At 73.0% G+C, this 17259-nt stretch carries 15 protein-coding genes and 1 pseudogene; 4 read left to right on the top strand and 12 right to left on the bottom strand.

Features of this window, described 5'->3' with window-relative positions:
- Positions 1-16 precede the first annotated feature (16 nt).
- On the top strand, positions 17-1657 hold the full coding sequence (locus ACWDA7_RS29155; protein ID WP_450607743.1) for a PucR family transcriptional regulator: 1641 nt from the start codon (positions 17-19) through the stop codon (positions 1655-1657).
- Between the two features lie 157 nt (positions 1658-1814).
- Here ACWDA7_RS29155 and ACWDA7_RS29160 read toward each other — a convergent pair whose 3' ends face one another.
- From ACWDA7_RS29160 to ACWDA7_RS29190, 7 genes are all read right to left on the bottom strand, one after another.
- The gene (locus ACWDA7_RS29160; RefSeq protein ID WP_450607766.1) at positions 1815-3368 is read right to left on the bottom strand and encodes a CehA/McbA family metallohydrolase; all 1554 of its coding nucleotides are present in this window, start codon (positions 3366-3368) and stop codon (positions 1815-1817) included.
- 324 nt (positions 3369-3692) lie between these two features.
- Entirely contained in the window at positions 3693-4829 is a 1137-nt protein-coding gene (locus ACWDA7_RS29165; RefSeq protein ID WP_450607745.1) for a glycosyltransferase family 4 protein, read from the bottom strand.
- A 181-nt stretch (positions 4830-5010) separates the two neighbouring features.
- Positions 5011-5868 carry a hypothetical protein gene (locus ACWDA7_RS29170; protein WP_450607747.1) on the bottom strand — a complete coding sequence of 286 codons (858 nt, stop codon included), beginning with the start codon at positions 5866-5868 and terminating at the stop codon, positions 5011-5013.
- 38 nt (positions 5869-5906) lie between these two features.
- Complete coding sequence (recN, locus tag ACWDA7_RS29175) at positions 5907-7625, bottom strand: DNA repair protein RecN (protein ID WP_450607768.1); 1719 nt, start codon at positions 7623-7625, stop codon at positions 5907-5909.
- A 142-nt stretch (positions 7626-7767) separates the two neighbouring features.
- A complete protein-coding gene (locus tag ACWDA7_RS29180; protein ID WP_359391636.1) occupies positions 7768-8673 on the bottom strand; it encodes an NAD kinase in 906 nt (301 codons plus the stop codon).
- Positions 8670-9485 (bottom strand): TlyA family RNA methyltransferase, encoded by an 816-nt coding sequence (locus tag ACWDA7_RS29185; protein ID WP_359391635.1) that lies wholly within the window; start codon positions 9483-9485, stop codon positions 8670-8672. Before ACWDA7_RS29185 ends, ACWDA7_RS29180 begins: the two co-directional genes overlap by 4 nt.
- Before the next feature lie 7 nt (positions 9486-9492).
- A complete protein-coding gene (locus ACWDA7_RS29190) occupies positions 9493-9807 on the bottom strand; it encodes a hypothetical protein (protein ID WP_359391634.1) in 315 nt (104 codons plus the stop codon).
- A gap of 42 nt (positions 9808-9849) precedes the next feature.
- On the opposite strand from ACWDA7_RS29190, the gene ACWDA7_RS29195 reads away from it, so the two are divergent.
- A complete protein-coding gene (locus tag ACWDA7_RS29195; RefSeq protein ID WP_450607750.1) occupies positions 9850-10197 on the top strand; it encodes an alkyl sulfatase C-terminal domain-containing protein in 348 nt (115 codons plus the stop codon).
- A gap of 44 nt (positions 10198-10241) precedes the next feature.
- Here the strand turns inward: ACWDA7_RS29195 and ACWDA7_RS29200 are convergent, their stop codons facing one another.
- Genes ACWDA7_RS29200 through ACWDA7_RS29215 form a run of 4 tightly spaced genes read right to left on the bottom strand, consistent with a single transcriptional unit; the run spans position 10242 to position 14259 of the window.
- A complete protein-coding gene (locus tag ACWDA7_RS29200) occupies positions 10242-11102 on the bottom strand; it encodes an ABC transporter ATP-binding protein (protein ID WP_450607752.1) in 861 nt (286 codons plus the stop codon).
- Positions 11099-12136, bottom strand: a complete 1038-nt coding sequence (locus ACWDA7_RS29205; RefSeq protein ID WP_450607754.1) for a FecCD family ABC transporter permease — start codon at positions 12134-12136, stop codon at positions 11099-11101. The genes ACWDA7_RS29200 and ACWDA7_RS29205 overlap by 4 nt, the downstream gene beginning before the upstream one ends.
- Positions 12133-13176: a FecCD family ABC transporter permease gene (locus ACWDA7_RS29210; protein ID WP_450607756.1), complete on the bottom strand. Its 1044-nt coding sequence runs from the start codon at positions 13174-13176 to the stop codon at positions 12133-12135. Before ACWDA7_RS29210 ends, ACWDA7_RS29205 begins: the two co-directional genes overlap by 4 nt.
- Before the next feature lie 54 nt (positions 13177-13230).
- Positions 13231-14259 (bottom strand): HAD-IIA family hydrolase, encoded by a 1029-nt coding sequence (locus ACWDA7_RS29215; protein ID WP_450607758.1) that lies wholly within the window; start codon positions 14257-14259, stop codon positions 13231-13233.
- A 71-nt stretch (positions 14260-14330) separates the two neighbouring features.
- Here ACWDA7_RS29215 and ACWDA7_RS29220 point away from each other — a divergent pair, with 71 nt between their 5' ends.
- A complete protein-coding gene (locus tag ACWDA7_RS29220; RefSeq protein WP_450607760.1) occupies positions 14331-15632 on the top strand; it encodes a DUF1015 domain-containing protein in 1302 nt (433 codons plus the stop codon).
- Between the two features lie 67 nt (positions 15633-15699).
- Here ACWDA7_RS29220 and ACWDA7_RS29225 read toward each other — a convergent pair whose 3' ends face one another.
- A complete protein-coding gene (locus ACWDA7_RS29225) occupies positions 15700-16491 on the bottom strand; it encodes a hypothetical protein (RefSeq protein ID WP_450607770.1) in 792 nt (263 codons plus the stop codon).
- Positions 16492-16749: 258 nt separating this feature from the next.
- Here ACWDA7_RS29225 and ACWDA7_RS29230 point away from each other — a divergent pair.
- A pseudogene (locus ACWDA7_RS29230) lies at positions 16750-17259 on the top strand (hypothetical protein); the annotation flags it as partial.

Here is a 17259-nt window from a genome sequence, read left to right on the forward strand (position 1 = left end):
CAGGTAGCGTCACCGCATGGACAGCCGTTTCGACCCCGAGGACACCCAGGGCGCCGGAATCACCGTGCGGCGGGCGCTGGAACTGCCCGGGCTGCGCAGCGGGCTGCCGGAGGTGCTGGCCGGCGCCGACCGGCTGCACCGGACGGTGCGGTGGGTGCACGCGGGCGAGGTCCCGAACATCGCCTCGCTGCTCAAGGGCGGAGAGCTGCTCCTGACCACCGGTTACGGCCTCGGCACCCGTCCCGCCGACCAGCGCGCGTTCGTCCGTACGCTGGCCGAGCGCGGTATCGCGGCCCTGGTGGTGGAGCTCGGCCCGCGCTTCGCCCGGCTGCCCGCCGCACTCGTCGAGACGGCCCGCACGGCCGGGCTGCCGCTCGTCCAGCTGCACCGCGAGGTGCCGTTCGTGACGGTCACCGAGGAGATCCACACCGAGATCGTCAACGGCCACTACGCACTGCTCCAGCAGGCCGAGGAGGTGCACCGCCGCTGCACCGAGGCACTGCTCGGCGGCGGCGGGGTGCCCCAAGTGCTCGCCATCCTGGCCGACTTCAGCGGCAATCCGGTGTTCCTGGAGACGGCCGACGGCCAGCTGCTGTACGCCGCCGGGACGGGCCCGGCGGACACCGACCCGCTCCAGGTGTGGGAGGGCCTGCGGGGCCAGCACAAGGACGAGCCCCCGGCCGGGACGACGCTCGTCGACGTGCCGGGCGGCGGGCCCGGCACCGGTTCCGTGCGGGCCAGGCTGGTGCTGCTGCCGGTGAGCGCGCCGGTAGCGCCGGTGCACCGCATCGCCGCCGAACGGGCCGCGGGCATCCTCGCGGTGGTACTGATGCAGGCTCGGCAGGAGGAGGAGCTGGCGGCGCGCGGGCGCGGCGACTTCCTCACCGACCTCGCCGAGGGCCGGATCGCCGCCGAGGACGCACCCGCGCAGGCCCGGGTGCTCGGCTTCAGACCGGGGACCGGCCCCCTGCTGCCGGTGGTGATGCGGCTCGCGGACGGACTCGCGCCGGGCGGCGGGGGCTGGGCGGTCCTGGCGCGGGCCGTCGCGGAGGAACTGGCCTCCGTGGGCGTGCCGGTCCTGCTGGGTGTCCGGCCGGTGGAGGGCCGGGTGCCGCTGCTGCTGGGTCTGCGTTCGGAGTCGGAGCGCTCGGCGGTCGCCGACCGGGTGGCGGCGGCGCTGCGGGCCGGAGTGGAGCGGGCCGGGATACAACGGCCCGGTGTGCGGCCGCCGGTCGTCGTGGTCGGCGTCGCGGGCGGCTGGGCGGCGGCGTCGGCGGGGCTGCGGCACGCGGCGGAGACGGCGACGGCGGCACAAGGGCTGCCGGAGCACCCCTGGTACGACGCCCGCCGCCTCGACATCGACCTCCTGCTGTGGCGCCTGCGCGACCACCCGGACCTGGCGGCCTTCGTGGACCGTGCCATCGGCCCGCTGCGCGAGCACGACCTGCGCTCCAGGCCGCCGCTGTTGCCCACGCTGGAGACGTATCTGGCGCATGCGGGCCGCAAGGCGGAGACCGCTCGCGAACTGCATCTGAACCGGCAGACCCTCTACAACCGGCTCGCCCGGATCGGTGAGTTGCTGGGCACGGACCTCGACGACTCGCAGACGGTGCTGGCCCTCAGCCTGGCGCTGCGGGCCCGGAGACATGTGCCGTAGGTGTGCTGTGCGGGGGCGTCGGTGACGGGCCGCACGAGGTGGACGGCTCCGTCGCCGAGCAGCACGCCGAAGTGACGCCTCACGTCGGCTCCGACGTGCCGCCGGCTGGGCGCGGCGAGGGACGAGCCCCGCCGCGCCCAGGAACTACGGCCGAACGTCAGCCTCGCGACGTCGTGTTGAGGAAGATGGGGTTGGTCAGCGCGGCCATGGGGCCGAACAGCAGGGCGTCGCCCATGGTGTTGCCCTGGCCCGGGCTGCCGTCCGCCATCGGGTGGCGCACCTCGGCGCGTACGTACGCCGCGAGCGAGGCGGTCGTCCGCCACACCACCGTGCCGGAACCGGCGGCGCCCACCGACTCCTGGTGCATCTGGCCCTCGTCGGTGATGAACCGGACCGTGCCGTGGGGCACGCCCTGCACGTCGAGGCGGACGTCCACCGGCGCCCCGGCGGGAACGTCCAGCTTCTCGCCGATGCCGGCCTGCTTGCCGTGGCCGCTGGCGGTGAAGGTCAGCTTGACCGAGGACGACTCCGCGATCCAGCTACGGCCCGCGCGGATACCGTCCGTGATGGAGTCGGTGGCCAGGTCGTCGGCGTAGACAACGTTGTGCGGGAGACCGATGACCTGCGGGTCGCTGTGCGCGTCACTGTTGCCCATGGCCGGGAGCCAGCGCTTGCCGGTGCGGACCGCCTCACCGAGCTTCTGGTCCCAGGTGCTGACCGCGTGCTCGTCGTCGTAGGTCCACGGTCCGGTCCACACCTCGGTGGCGTCGGCGTCGTCGAAGCCGAACTTCCACTGGCAGGCCACGTACGCGCAGTACATGTGTGCGGGAACCACGAGGCCGCCGGCGCGGTGCACCTGTCGTGAGAAGCGGCCGAACGCGTCGTCGCGCGAGCGGTAGCGCCAGTCGATCCACTCGCCCGCCGGAAGGCCGAGGGCCAGCCAGTGACCGTTGCGGGTGGTGACCTCCTCACCGGTCATGATCAGCAGGTCCGGTCCGGCGTACTCGCCCCACACCGCGTGCGAGGAGGACGTGTTGTGGTCGGTGGAGACCATGAAGTCCAGCCCGGCGGCACGTGCACCGGCAGCGACCTCGCTCGGCAAGCGCTTGCCGTCGGAGTAGACCGTGTGCAGGTGGCAGTCGCCGCGGTACCAGTCACGGCCGCGGCCCTTGGCCCGCTGCGGCGGGTACTTCGTCACGAAGGCGGGCCCGGGCTCGCCGTAGGTCAGCGTCACCTGGACGCGGTAGTTCATGCCCTGCGGCGCCACCTGGTACGGGCCGAGCACGATGTGCCAGGTGCCGGCGTTGACGGGGCCGGGCAGGTAGCCGGGGGTGGCGTCGCTGTTGCTGATCTCGAACGAGGTGCGGAAACCACCGGACCAGCCGCGGAAGCCACGACCGCCGAGCGCGATCCCCCGCTCGTCGAACACACCGACGTCGCAGGAGTTGCCCGGGGTGCCGGAGGGGACGGCCGGCTTGTCGTAGGAGTACGACACGGCGATCTTCTGCACGCCCTTGGGGACCTCGACGGGGAGGTAGACGAAGTCCGCGACCCCGGTCTCCAGGAACCCGGTGATGACGCGGGTCTCGTCGCCGCTGGTCGGGGCAGTGGTGCCGGAGGTGCCATCGGCCGCGTGCGCGAAGGAGACCGGGGCGAGGGTCAGCGCGGCGGCACCGGCCAACCCCGCGGTGAGCAGCCGTCGCCGCCCCATTCCGGCACCCGAGTCGTCGGCACCCGCGGCGTCGGGTTCGAAGGGAGCAGCGTTGTGCTCGCAGTGTCCGTCAAGGCACATGTCGTCCTCAGCAAGGTCGGTGAAGGGTGCACGATGAATGCACCGGAAGCCTTCAGACCCTGATCCGGCTTGGTGGACGGCGGATGATCTCGGAATGACCGGTCTGCGGCTCCCGGGCATCGACCTGCGGCAGTTGTCCGGGTCACGCAGCGAACGCGCTGGTCACGGTCATTGGTTGAGAGCCGGCGCGCTGCACCGCGTGCCGCTCGCGGTGGTCGCCCTCCGAGAGAAACCTCGGCGCGTCTACGCGTAGGGCACGATCTGCGTCAACTCATCGTAGACGCTGAGGACTTGAGCCACCATCTCATCCTCGGTCGGCCAGCCGGCGGCCTGCCGGGTGCCCTGCTCCTTCAGCAGCTCGCGCCGCGCCGGATCGCCGAGGACCCGTACGACGGCGGTGGCGAGCGCCCCCGCGTTCCCGTACGGCACGAGTTCGGCCGCGTCGCCGACCAGTTCGCGGGTGCCGCCGACGTCCGTGGCGACCAGCGGCACCCGGGCGTGCAGGGCCTCCTGGGCAAGAACGGACCGGGACTCCCAATTGCTCGTCAGCAGTGCGAGGTCGGCGGCGGCCAGCAGTTCCGCGGCGTCCTCACGCCTGCCGAGCAGCCGCACCGGCAGGCCCTCGCTGTCGATGCGGCGCTGGAGCACGCCGCGCAGCGGCCCCTCCCCGGCGATGACGACCAGGGGCACCGGGTCGAGCCGGAGCCAGCCGCGCGAGGCGTCGAGCAGCATGTCGTACCCGCGGTGCCGGTCCAGGGACCCGACGGCCATGAGCAACGGGCGGTCCGTGGCGCCGAGTTCGGCGCGGATCTTGGGGTGCGGCCGGTCGGGGTCGTCGTACTCGACGGGTTTGCGGGGTGCGGGCAGAGCGACCGCGGCGAGCCGTGCGTCCCGCGCGCCGCGGCGGCGGGCCCGGTCGACGAGGTCGGAGGAGGTGCCGAGGACGAGGGAGGCGGCCCTGGCCACGCGCCGTTCGAGAAGGCGCTGGAGATGAGCGCGCGCGCCCTCGGCGTGCGCCCGCGTGTGCCAGGTGACGACCAGCGGGATGCGGCGCCCGCTGAGCGCGAGCGCGGCGCGCAGACCCGCGTGCAGCCCGTGCGCGTGCACCAGGTCGGCGTCCGCGCAGGCGATACGCAGCGCGGCGAGGGCGCTGGGGTCCGTGCTGCGGGGGACAGGGATGTGCCGGCCGCCCACGCCGGTGAAGTCATAGGTGCGTTCGGCCTCGACGGGAGCGCACACGCTCACGCGCACGCCCCGTGCGACCAGACCCGAGGTCAGCATGCGCACATGCGCGCTGCTGCCCGCGCTGCCTCCGCCGAGCACCTGCACGGTGCGCAGCGGCGACCGGCCGTGCGGTGAGTGGCTGCTCGCAAGGCTCACGTGGCCGGGGCTCCTGGTTCGGCATCGGACGGTCACGAAGAAACGTACAGAAGGATCGCGCGTGGGGGTGGACCGCGCGAGGTGCTCCGCGGATGACCCAAGCATGCCAGGGCACGGGCGTCCTGGGGCACCGGTGGGTGCGTGCGACGACCGCGGGTCGGTCGGCGGGGCACCGGTGTGGTCACTCACATGGGTGAGGGAGTCGGGCGCCGGCGTCGCTCACGGCTGGGTTTGCCGGGGCTCCGACGCGCCACGACCTCGCCGCCTCGCTCACCTTCTCCCCGTACACGGCCGCGGCCACCAGGGCCGCCGCGTGGACGATGAGTCCGGCCCGGCCTTTCCCGCTCCCGGTCTCCCCCGGGCGCGGCGACCCCCATGCGGCGGCGACGGCGGTGCCGAGCGCCGCCCCGAGGGCGTGCGCGCCCGTGTCACCGATCATCGCGCGTGCGCCGAGATCCTCGGGGAGGACGGCGGCCGCGGCGCCGGTCGCGGTGGCGGCCAGTTCCCCGGCCGGGCCGCCGCGCAGCAGCCCCGGAGCACCGAGCGCGAGGACGGCACCTGCGGCACGCCCGGGGCGTACGTCCATGAGGTTCACCAAATGCGCGGCCCCCGCGATCACCACACCCGCGAGCACCTTGTCCACGGGCCGCTCCTTGAGCGCTGCTCCGGCGGCCAGCGCGGCGGCGGAGATGCCGAACAGCTTCACGGCACCGCTGGTGATCTCGCCTTCCCGGAGAGCCGAAAGGTGGGCCCGGAATCCGCGCCGCGGGTCGCCGGCACCGGCCACGTCGTCGTAGGCACCGCACGCCCCGGCGGCGAGCACCGCCGCCCCGGCCGCGGGGTGGACGCGCCACGCACCGAGCGCTGCGGCCGCGGCCAGCGCGGGACCCGGGTACAGTCCGACGGTCCGGCCCGCGTGGTTCGTCCGCTCCCAGCGGTGACGCCCGCCCGGAGCCGTGGTGCGCAGGACGGCGGTCGCGGCGCGGGTGACGGCCGCGGTGAGTCCGAACGAGACGATCGTAGGTAGACGCATGATCATCCCGTCACCCTACGAGAGCCCTCCGGTGCGGGCGGCCGCTACCCGTCGGCCCGCGCCGTCGCCAGCAGTTCCTCGGCATGCGCCCGGGCCGTCTCCGAGTCCTCCTGGCCGGCCAGCATCCGCGACAGTTCGCGGATACGCTCCTCGCCCTGCAGAACCTTCACGCCCGAGCGGGTCACCGATCCGTCGTTCGTCTTCTCCACCAGCAGCTGCCGGTCCGCGAAGGCCGCCACCTGCGGCAGGTGGGTGACGACCACGACCTGCGCGCTCTTCGCGAGCCGGGCCAGGCGCCGCCCGATCTCAACGGCCGCCTTTCCGCCGACGCCCGCGTCGACCTCGTCGAAGAGGTACGTGGGCACGGGGTCCGTCCCCGCGAAGACGACCTCCACTGCGAGCATCACGCGGGACAGCTCGCCGCCCGAGGCGCCCTTGGCGATGGGCCGCGGCGGCGCGCCGGGGTGGGGTGCGAGCAGCAGCTCGACCTCGTCGACGCCCGACGGCCCGTAGGCGACCGAACGCCCGCCGACCTCAACGCCGTCCGGGTCGTCCGTCTGCCGGAGCTCGAAGGAGACGCGGGCGTGCGGCATGGCGAGCGAGGCCAGCTCCGCGGTGACGGCGGCGGCGAAGCGCTCGGCGGCCTCCGTCCGCGCGTCGGTCAGCGCCTGGGCGAGCGCGCCCAGCTCGGTGCTCAGCCCGTCCCGCTCAGCGGTCAGCTCCTCGATCCGCTCGTCGTCGCCGTCGAGTTCGGCCAGCCGCGCGGCGCTCTGCTCGGCCCAGGCGAGGACGGCGCCCACGTCCTCGCCGTACTTCCGGGTCAGTGCGTTCAGAGCGGCCCGCCGTTCCTCGACGGCAGCCAACCGCAGCGGATCCGCGTCCAGGTCGTCGGCGTACCCGGCCAGCTCACCGGCCACATCACCGAGCAGGATCCCGATCTCCCCGATCCGTTCGGCGAGTCCCGCCAGCGCCGGGTCGTGCGACCGCACCGCTTCCAGGGCCCGGTGCGCACCGGCCACCAGGGTGGAGGCGTCGACGCCCTCGGGGTCCTCCGGATTGCCCGCCAGCGCGGCGTGCGCGACCGTCGCTGCGGAGGCGAGCGCCTCCGCGTGCCCGAGCCGCTCCGCCTCCTCGGCCAGCTCCACGTCCTCGCCGGCCCGGGGCTCCACGGCCGCGATCTCCTCGAGCCCGAAGCGCAGCATGTCGGCTTCCTGGGCCCGCTCACGGGCGCGGGTGGTGATCTCCTCCAGCTCGGTGGAGACGGCCCGCAGCCGCCGGTAGGCCTCGCCGTACTTGGTGAGCGGCACCGCGACCGCGTCACCGGCGTACCGGTCGAGCGCCTGCCGCTGCCGCGAGAGTTTCAGCAGTCCCTGCTGGTCGGTCTGCCCGTGGACGGCGACCAGTTCGTCGGCCAGCTCCGCGAGCACGCCGACGGGCACGGAACGTCCGCCCAGGTGCGCACGGGAGCGGCCCTCGGCGGAAACGGTACGGCTGATCAGCAGCGCCCCGTCGTCCAGCTCGGCCCCGGCCTCCTCGGCGCGTACGGCCGCGGTGGCGCCCTCGGGCACCGTGATCCGCCCCTCCACGACCGCGTTCTTGGCCCCGATCCGTACGAGCGCCGGGTCGGCGCGTCCGCCGAGCAGCAGGGCCAGGCTGGTGACGACCATGGTCTTGCCCGCACCCGTCTCACCGGTCACGGCGGTGAAGCCGGGTGACAGCTCGACGACCGCGTCGTCGATGACTCCGAGCGACCGTATCCGCATCTCCTCCAACACGGAGAAGACCTTACGAGGTCGGCCGGGGGATGTGCGACGGCCCCCGGCCCGCTCGCGCGAAGGCGCAGGTGGCGGAACGGCACCGAGCGGCGCATATCACCCCCGCGAGGTACCGCGCCTCCGGCGGCCCCTAGTGCGGCGCCCCCCGCCACCCGGACACGGGCAGCGCGAACTTGGCCACCAGTCGGTCCGTGAAGGAGGCGTGGTGCAGCCGGGCCAGCCGCACCGGAACCGCTCCCCGCCGCACCTCGACCCGTGCCCCCTCGGGCAGCTCCACCGTCCGGCGCCCGTCGCACCACAGCACCCCGTGCGGGGTGTCCGGCTGCACCTCCACGGCGAGCACGGAGTTCGGCGAGGTCACCAGCGGCTTGGCGAACAGCGCGTGCGCACTGATCGGCACCATCAGCAGCGCCTCCACCTCCGGCCACACCACGGGCCCGCCCGCGGAGAAGGCGTAGGCGGTCGACCCGGTGGGTGTGGCGCAGACGATGCCGTCGCAGCCGAACCCGGTCACCGGCCGCCCGTCGATCTCCAGGACGACCTCCAGTAGCTTCTCGGCGGAGACCTTCTGCACGGCCGCCTCGTTCAGCGCCCAGTCGGTGTGCACGATGTCGCCGTTCTTGTGCACGACGACGTCGACGGTCATGCGCTCCTCGACCTCGTACGCCTTCATCACGACCCGGTCGACGACCCGGTCGAGGTCGTCGCGCTCGGCCTCGGCGAGGAAGCCGACCCGGCCGAGGTTGACGCCGAGCATCGGCACCCCGGAGGCGCGGGCGAACTCCGCGCCGCGCAGGAGCGTGCCGTCACCGCCGAGCACGATGAGCAGCTCGCAGCCGTCCAGGCACTGGGGAGTCGCCTCCTTGACGAGCTCCACCTCGTCCGACAGAGGCAGGTCCTCCGCCTCGGCCTCCAGGACGCGCACGCCGATGCCGCACCTCAGCAGCCCCTTGACCACGAGTTCGGCACTGCGGATGGCCGCCGGCCGCCCCGTGTGGGCGAGAAGGAAGACAGTACGACCTGGGATCTGTGTCAACGCGGCCCCTCCGCCACTGCACGGTCAACGTCGGCCGGATCCAGTGCGGGTGCTCCGGCTCGCAGCCACAGAAAGTACTCGACGTTGCCCGAGGGTCCGGGCAACGGGCTGGCCGTCACACCCTTGACGCCGAGTCCCAGCTCCGCGGCACGCTCGGCCACCCCGCGCACGGCCTCCGCACGCAGGTGCGGGCTGCGGACGACGCCTCCGCTGCCCAGCCGTTCCTTGCCCACCTCGAACTGGGGCTTGACCATCATGACCAGGTCGGCGTCCGGCTTCGCGCACCGCACAAGGGCGGGCAGCACCAGTCCGAGCGGGATGAAGGACAGATCCCCCACAACAAGATCCACAGGCTCCCCATCGATCGCTTCGAGCGTCAACTCGCGTACGTTCGTACGGTCCTTGACGGTGACGCGTTCATCGCTCTGCAGAGTCCAGGCCAGCTGTCCGTATCCGACGTCCACTGCGACGACATGGGCGGCGCCCGCGCGCAGCAGGACGTCGGTGAAGCCACCGGTGGACGCACCCGCGTCCAGCGCGCGCCGCCCCCCGACCTTCAGGCCCTGCGGTACGAAGACCTCCAGGGCGCCCGCGAGCTTGTGGCCGCCCCTGGACACGTAGTCGGGGTCGCTGCCGTCCTGTGCGACGACGATGGCCGCCGCGGTCTCCACCTGGGTGGCGGACTTGGTGGCGACGGTCTTGCCGACGGTGACCCGGCCCGCGGCGATCAGCTGGCCGGCGTGCTCGCGCGAACGCGCGAGCTTCCGGCGGACCAGCTCCGCGTCCAGACGGCGGCGTGCGACTCCTGCCACGTTCGGTTCAGCTCCTGTGTCCGTACGGCGACGGGGGCGCCGGAGGTCCCGGGCGGGCGTCGAGCGCGGTGAGCGCGTCGCGCAGCCCCCTGTGTACATCCTCGTACACCTCCACATGGCCGTCCGTGGCGAGGTGGTCGGCGTCCGCCAGGCGTTCCAGCTGTGCGTCGACGTCGGCGTCGCCGGTGGGGGTCCGGGGCACGTTCAGCGGGGCGGGCGCGGCCGGGTCGTTCTCCGGTTCGAATGCGGTGCCGTCCGGGGCGTCCGGATCCGGTACCGCCGCCTCCGTGGGGACCTCGGCCTCGGGCACTGAGTCGCTCATGCCCCGACGCTACCTCGAAGCGCTGAGGTACCGTCGCTGACAATGGCGACCATTGAGGAGTGCCGCAGCGCACTCGACAAGCTCTCGGACAACCTGGCGGGCGCCGACGGCGACGTCCGGGCGGCCGCCGGCATGGACCGCTCGCTCAGCTGCCGGATCACCGACCTGGACGTCAGCTTCCTCGGCCGCCTCAGGGACGGCCGGATCGAGGTGCTCGACACGATCCAGGGGCCGCCGCCCGAGAAGGCCCAGATCCGGCTGACGATGACCGGCGACGACCTGGTGGCGATGGTCGACGGCGAGCTGAACTTCGCCAAGGCCTGGGGCTCGGGCCGGGTGAAGCTGGAGGCGGCCCTGCTCGACGTGTTCCGCCTCAGAAAGCTTCTGTAGGCCCCCCGGCGCCCGAGGCCCGCCCCACTCCCGCGCCAGACGCCTCAGGAGGCCTTCTCGGCCGTCGTACGGGCGCGCGCCTTGCGGGCCGCCGGCACCACCAGCGGCGTCCCGGTCTCCGGATCGTCGATGACCTGGCAGCGCAGCCCGAAGACCTCCTCCACCAGCCCGGCCGTGACGATGTCGTTCGGGGCACCCTCTGCGATCACCTTGCCGGCGCGCAGGGCGATCAGATGGGTGGCGTACCGGGCGGCGTGGTTGAGGTCGTGCAGCACCGCGACGAGCGTGCGCCCCTGCTCCTCGTGCAGCTGCGCGCACAGGTCGAGCACGTCTATCTGGTGCTGGATGTCGAGATAGGTGGTCGGCTCGTCGAGCAGCAGCAGCGGTGTCTGCTGGGCGAGCGCCATGGCGATCCACACGCGCTGCCGCTGGCCGCCGGAGAGCTCGTCGACATAGCGGTCGGCGAGCTCCGCGACGCCGGTCTGCGCCATCGACTCCTGGACCACCCGCTCGTCCTCGCCGGACCACTGGCGCAGGATTCCCTGGTGCGGATAGCGGCCGCGGCCCACGAGGTCGCCGACGGTGATCCCGTCGGGCGCGATCGAGGACTGCGGCAGCAGCCCCAGGGTCCGCGCCACCTTCTTCGCCGGCAGCGACTGGATGACCTGCCCATCGAGCAGCACCCGCCCCTGGGACGGCTTGAGCATCCTGGACAGGGCGCGCAGCAGCGTGGACTTGCCGCAGGCGTTCGGGCCGACGATCACCGTGAACGAGTTGTCGGGCATCTCCACGGACAACTGCTCGGCGATCACGCTCTGGTCGTAGGCAAGGGTGACGTTGTCCGCGGAGAGGCGGTTCACAGTGCTCCTCATGACGTTCGTGTCGGGTCCGCCGGCGTTGCTCATATACGGCCCGCCCGTCGCTCGCTGACCAGCAACCACAGCAGGTAGACACCGCCGAGCACTCCGGTGACCACGCCGACCGGCAGCTGGTCCGCGCCGAAGACCCGCTGGGAGGCCCAGTCGGCCGCGACGAGCAGGGTGGCGCCCATGGTCATGGACGGCAGCAGGTTCGGGCCGGGCGAGCGAGTGAGTCGGCGCGCGAGCTGCGGTGCGGTGAGCGCCACGAACCCGACCGGGCCCGCGGCGGCGGTGGCGCCGGCGGTGAGCAGCACGGCGGAGACCATCAGCAGCAGCCGTACGCGTTCGACGCGCACCCCGAGGGCGTACGGGACGTCGTCGCCCATCTCCATCATCCGCAGGCCCCGGGCGTTGCCGAGGACCAGGGGGACGAGGACGGCGCACATCAGGAGCAGCGGCCACACCTGGTCCCAGTCGCGGCCGTTGAGAGAGCCGGTCATCCAGACGATCGCGCGGGTCGCGCCCACGATGTCGGCCTTGGTGAGCAGATAGCCGTTGACCGCCGTGACGACGGCCGACACGCCGATGCCGACCAGGACCAGCCGATAGCCGTGCATGCCTTGCTTCCAGGCCAGCAGATAAACGGCGAGCCCGGTCACCAGGCCGCCCACGAGGGCGCCCACGGTGACCTGCGTGGCGCTCCCGGAGAACAGCACGATCATCACGAGTGCCCCGGCCGTCGAGCCCTGCCCGAGACCGAGCACGTCCGGGCTGCCCAGCGGGTTGCGGGTGACGGACTGGAAGAGCGCACCGCCGAGACCGAGCGAGGCGCCGACCAGCAGCCCGACGAGCACGCGCGGCAGACGCAGTTCGGTGACGATGAACTCCTGCCCCGGGTTGCCGTCGCCCACCAGCGCCCTGAGGACGTCCCCCGCCGGGATCGAGTAGTCGCCCGTCCCGATCAGTACGACACTCACGGTGAGCGCGGCGACCAGGAGCAGTACGACGACGGTGAACGCCCGGACGTCCAGGTGCACGGAGAGTCCGCAGGGGGTGCGGAACGTACGCGTGGCCTTCACAGCTGCGCCGTCCTCCTGCGCCGTACGAGGAAGATGAAGACCGGGCCACCGATGACCGCGGTCACGATGCCCACCTGAAGTTCGGCGGGCCGGGCGACGACCCGGCCGAGGACGTCGGCGCCCAGCAGCAGCACGGGCGACAGGACGGCCGCGTACGGCAGGATCCAGCGCAGGTCGGGACCCGTGAAGGACCGCACGGCGTGCGGCACCATCAGCCCGACGAACGCGATCGGCCCGCAGGCAGCGGTGGCCGCCCCGCACAGGACGGTGGCGGCGGCCATGGACAGGGCGCGGGTGCGGTCGAGGTTGGCGCCCAGGGCGCGGGCGGTGTCGTCACCCATCGCCACGGCGTTCAGCGGCCTGGCCAGGGCCAGCGCGACGACAGTTCCGGCCAGCAGGAACGGCAGCACCTGGGTGATGGTCGAGTCGGTGGCCGACGCCAGCGAGCCGACGGTCCAGAAGCGCATCTTGCCGAGCGCCGCGTCATCCGTGATCATCACGGCCTGGAGGTAGCCGTAGAGCGCCGCGCTGATCGCGGTGCCGGCGAGCGCGAGCCGCACGGGCGTGGCGCCCCGGCTGCCGCCGAGGAACCACACCAGGGCCCCGACGGCGGCCGCGCCGAGGAACGCGAACCAGACGTACCCGCTCAGGCTCGTGACACCGAAGTACGTGATCGCGGTGACGACCGCCGCGGACGCGCCCGCGTTGATTCCGAGCAGGCCCGGGTCGGCCAGCGGATTGCGGGTGAGCGCCTGGAGGACGGCACCGGACAGGCCGAGGGCGGCGCCGGCGAGCAGCCCGAGGGCCGTACGGGCGAGGCGCTCGCCCACCACGACGTCGGCATACGTCCCCGAGTCGTGGAACAGGCCGTGCCAGACCTGGGCCGGTGACAGCCCCTTCGCACCGATCGCGATGCTCGCCAGCGCGACGAGCGCCAGGGTCAGGAGGGAGACGAGGAGCCCAAGAGCCCGTGTCACCCTCCGAGTCGGGGGCGCGGAGGCGATCTCCGCGCGTGATTCGGGAGGACTGTCGACCAACACGAGGTTAGGTTAGCCTACCCTCGCTATGGCTCGACGGGGTGGCCGTCCTCCCCCTCACAGACCCAGTCGCGCCAGCGCCTTCCCGCCGTCCAGCTCGCACGGACCCGTACCGGCCGCCGTCCAGGCCGCCGCGCACAGCGCCCGCAGCCCGTCCAGGGTCCCGCCCTCGCCCTCCAGCTCGAGCCGCTCCTTGCCCGCCGTCGCCGTCCAGCCGCCGCAGCGGAAGTCGTCACCCGACGCGACGACGTCCGGCTGACCGGTGAGCAGGCCCCTCAGGTCCTTATCCACATAGGTCGGCCGGTGCTGCGGCAGGGCGGCGAGCAACCGGGTCCCGTCCGTCACTCCCGTCAGCACCAGCAACGAGTCGACCCCGCCGTTGAACGCGCCCTCGATGTCCGTGTCCAGCCGGTCCCCGACCACCAGCGGCCGCCGCGCGCCCGTCCGCAGGATCGTCTCCCGGTGCATCGGCGGCAGCGGTTTGCCCGCCACCTGCGGTTCGGCACCCGTCGCGATCCGTACGACCTCGACGGCCGCACCGTTGCCCGGCGCGATCCCCCGGGCGCTCGGGATCGTAAGATCCGTGTTGGACGCGAACCACGGCACACCGCGCGCGACGGCATAGCAGGCCTCCGCGAAACGCCCCCACTGGAGCTCCGGACCGCCGTATCCCTGCACCACGGCCACCGGGTCGTCCTCGGCCGACTCCACGGGTGTGAGCCCCCGCTCCCGCAGGGCGACGCGCAGCCCCTCGCCACCGACGACCAGCACGCGGGACCCGGCGGGCACCTGCTCACTGATCAGCCGGGCGACCGCCTGCGCCGAGGTGATGACGTCGGACGCCCGCGCCGGTATCCCCAACTCCGTGAGGTGCGCGGCCACCGCGTCCGGTGTGCGCAGCGCGTTGTTCGTGACGTACGCCAGATGCATTCCGCCCGAACGGGCGGTAGCGAGGGACTCCACGGCGTGCGGAATCGCGTTCCCGCCGGCATACACCACCCCGTCCAGGTCCAGCAGAGCGGTGTCGTACGCCTCGTTCAGGGGCTGCGCACTGCCCTCCGGCTGTGTCCTGACGGTCTGGCTCATTACGCATCGCTCCTCGCTCGCTCGTTTCCCCCGATCATCCCGCACGACGCCCGCACACTTACGATGCATCAATGAACACTGCAGGTCCCTGGGACGTACCGGCGCACACGGGCCTTGAACTGAACCCTTTCCGGGGCCTGCGCTATGACCCCGACCGCGTCGGCAGCCTCGCCGCGGTCACCTCCCCGCCGTATGACGTCGTCGTACGCCCGGACGGGCTGCTCCGCCTCGAATCGGCCGATCCGCACAACATCGTCCGGCTGATCCTCCCCCAGGCTTCCACCCCCGCCGCACGCAACAAGCAGGCGGCGGAGACCATGCGCCGCTGGGTCACCGAGGGGATCCTGACCGCCGACGCCGAGCCGGGCCTCTACGTCTACGAACAGCGAGGGGGCGGTGTGCTGCAACGCGGCATCATCGGCGCCCTGCGTGTGTCCCATCCGTCGGACGGTGTGGTCCTGCCCCACGAGGACGTGATGCCGCATGTGATCGCCGACCGCGCGGCCCTCATGCGCGCGACCTCCGCCAACCTCGAACCGCTGCTGCTGACCTACCGCGGCAAGGGCTCGGAAACCGGTGCGGCGGCCGTCATCGAGAGCACCGCCGAGGGCCCGCCTCTGTTGTGCACCACCACCGAGGACGGTTTCAGCCATTGCCTCTGGGCGGTGACGGATCCAGTCGACCTCGCCGAGATCCAGATGGACCTGGCCCACCACCAGGCCCTGATCGCCGACGGGCACCACCGCTGGGCGACGTATCTGCGTCTACGCGCGGAGCACACCTCCCCCAGCCCCTGGGACTACGGTCTGGTCCTCCTCGTGGACACCGCCCGCTATCCCCTCCGGGTCCGCGCGATCCACCGCCTGCTGCACCGCCTCCCGGTCGCCGAGGCGCTGGCCGCCCTCACGGGCCTGTTCCGCGTACGCGACCTGCACGTCTCACTGCCCGAGGCCATGGCGGCGCTGGCCGACGCGTCCTGCGCCGGCAACGCGTTCCTGCTGGCGGGCGACGGCGCCTTCCACCTGGTCGACCGGCCCTCACCGGACGTCCTGGCGCGTACGGTCCGGGCGGACCGCCCGGAGGCCTGGCGCACCCTGGACGCGACGGTCCTGCACGCGACGCTGCTCGAGAACATCTGGCGCATTCCCGAGGACTCGCCCGATCACATCGCCTACATCCACGACACAGCCGCCACGGTCGAGAAGGCCGAGCGGGACGGCGGGACGGCCGTGCTGATGCACCCGGTCCGCGAGGAGGTCGTACGCGAACTGGCCAGGCAGGGCGTGACGATGCCGCGCAAGTCGACGTCGTTCGGTCCCAAGCCGGCCTCGGGACTGGTGCTCCGGGCCCTGGCGCCACCCGAGGCGATCTGAAACCCGCTCCCTACGCGACGCCGGGGCGGGGATCCGCTGAGGATCCCCGCCCCGTCGTCCAGTCGGGTCAGCGCTCGTCGTCGTCTTCGGAGTCGCCCTTCTCGCTCTCGCTCTCCTCGCCCAGCCCGGCAGCCGCGTCCGAGGGCAGCGGGTCGCCTTCGCTCTCGCCGTCCGACTCATCGTCGAGCGCGTCGAGGAACTCCACGCCGTCCAGTTCGGCGAGCCGGTCGGAGGCATCCGTGCTGCCGTCCTTGTCCGCCTCGACGGCCTTGGCGAACCAGTCGCGGGCCTCGCTCTCCCGCCCGGCGGCGAGGAGTGCGTCGGCGTACGCGTAGCGCAACCGCGCCGTCCACGGCTGTACGGCGTTGGAGGCAAGCTCCGGGCTCTGCAGTGTCACGATGGCCGCGTCGAGCTGCCCCATGTCCCGGCGCGCACCGGCCGCGACGAGCCGCATCTCGACCTGACCCGCCTTGTCGAGCTTGTGCACCTCCGGGGCACCCGCCATGTCGAGCGCCTTCTCGGGCCGCCCGAGACCGCGCTCGCAGTCGGCCATGACCGGCCACAGATCGGTGTTCCCGGTCATGCGCCGGGCCGCCCGGAACTCGCCGAGCGCCTCCCCGTACTTCTGGTTGGCGTACGCGGCGAAGCCGGCCGCCTCGCGCACGGCGGCGACACGGGACGCGAGACGCAGCGCCACCTTGGAGTACGCGTACGCGCCCTCCGGGTCCTCGTCGATGAGCCTGGCGACCATCACCAGGTTTTTGGCGACGTCCTCGGCGAGCGTCTTGGGCAGGCTCTGCAACTCCTGCCGTACGTCCTTGTCGATCTCCTCGCCGGTGACGTCCTCGGGGATCGGCAGCCGCTTGATGGGCTCGCGGTCGCGGTCGCGGTCCCGCTCCTCACGGAACCGAGGACCCGCACCACGACGGTCGTCACCACGACGGTCGTCGCGGCCGCGGAAGCCACCGGGGCGGGCGCCGCGGTCATCACGACGCGGACCGCGCGCACCAGCACCGCGGTCGCCACGGTCGTCGCGACCACGGAAGCCACCGCGCTCACCGCCGCGGTCGTCACGACGGCCGTACCCGGCACGGTCTCCGTAGCCGCCGCGGTCGCCGTGACCGGCACGATCGCCATACCCGCCACGGTCGCCGTGACCGGCGCGGTCTCCGTAGCCGCCGCGGTCGTCGCGCCGACCGTAGCCCGTGCGCTCGCCGTCCCTACGGTCGTCGCGGCGGTCGTCACGGCGGTCGTCGCGCCGGAAGCCGCCGCGGTCGTCCCCACGACGGTCGTCTCCACGGCGGTCGTCGCGCCGACCAAAGCCGCCGCGCTGGTCGTCCCGGCGGAAACCGCGGTCACGGTCGTCGCGGCGCTCACCACGGTCGTCGTCGCGCCGGTGGCCGGGACGGTCACCGTCCCGGCGGAAGTCCCGGTCGCGGTCGTCACGGCGCGGGCCTCCCGGGCGTTCGTCGCGGCGGAAGGCGGGCCGTCCGCCCCGGTCCCCGGAGCCACCGCGGTCGTCACGACGGAAGCCGCCCCGGTCCCCGGAGCCACCGCGGTCGTCACGACGGAAGCCGCCCCGGTCCCCGGAGCCACCGCGGTCGTCACGACGGAAGCCGCCCCGGTC

Source organism: Streptomyces sp. NPDC001156 (assembly GCF_053598275.1).

Coding starts and splice junctions, on each gene's coding strand:
- ACWDA7_RS29155 (WP_450607743.1), top strand. CDS start 17: ATGGACAGCCGTTTCGACCCCGAGGACACCCAGGGCGCCGGAATCACC.
- ACWDA7_RS29160 (WP_450607766.1), bottom strand. CDS start 3,368: ATGGGGCGGCGACGGCTGCTCACCGCGGGGTTGGCCGGTGCCGCCGCG.
- ACWDA7_RS29170 (WP_450607747.1), bottom strand. CDS start 5,868: ATGATCATGCGTCTACCTACGATCGTCTCGTTCGGACTCACCGCGGCC.
- recN (WP_450607768.1), bottom strand. CDS start 7,625: ATGCGGATACGGTCGCTCGGAGTCATCGACGACGCGGTCGTCGAGCTG.
- ACWDA7_RS29190 (WP_359391634.1), bottom strand. CDS start 9,807: ATGAGCGACTCAGTGCCCGAGGCCGAGGTCCCCACGGAGGCGGCGGTA.
- ACWDA7_RS29195 (WP_450607750.1), top strand. CDS start 9,850: ATGGCGACCATTGAGGAGTGCCGCAGCGCACTCGACAAGCTCTCGGAC.
- ACWDA7_RS29200 (WP_450607752.1), bottom strand. CDS start 11,102: ATGAGCAACGCCGGCGGACCCGACACGAACGTCATGAGGAGCACTGTG.
- ACWDA7_RS29215 (WP_450607758.1), bottom strand. CDS start 14,259: ATGAGCCAGACCGTCAGGACACAGCCGGAGGGCAGTGCGCAGCCCCTG.
- ACWDA7_RS29220 (WP_450607760.1), top strand. CDS start 14,331: ATGAACACTGCAGGTCCCTGGGACGTACCGGCGCACACGGGCCTTGAA.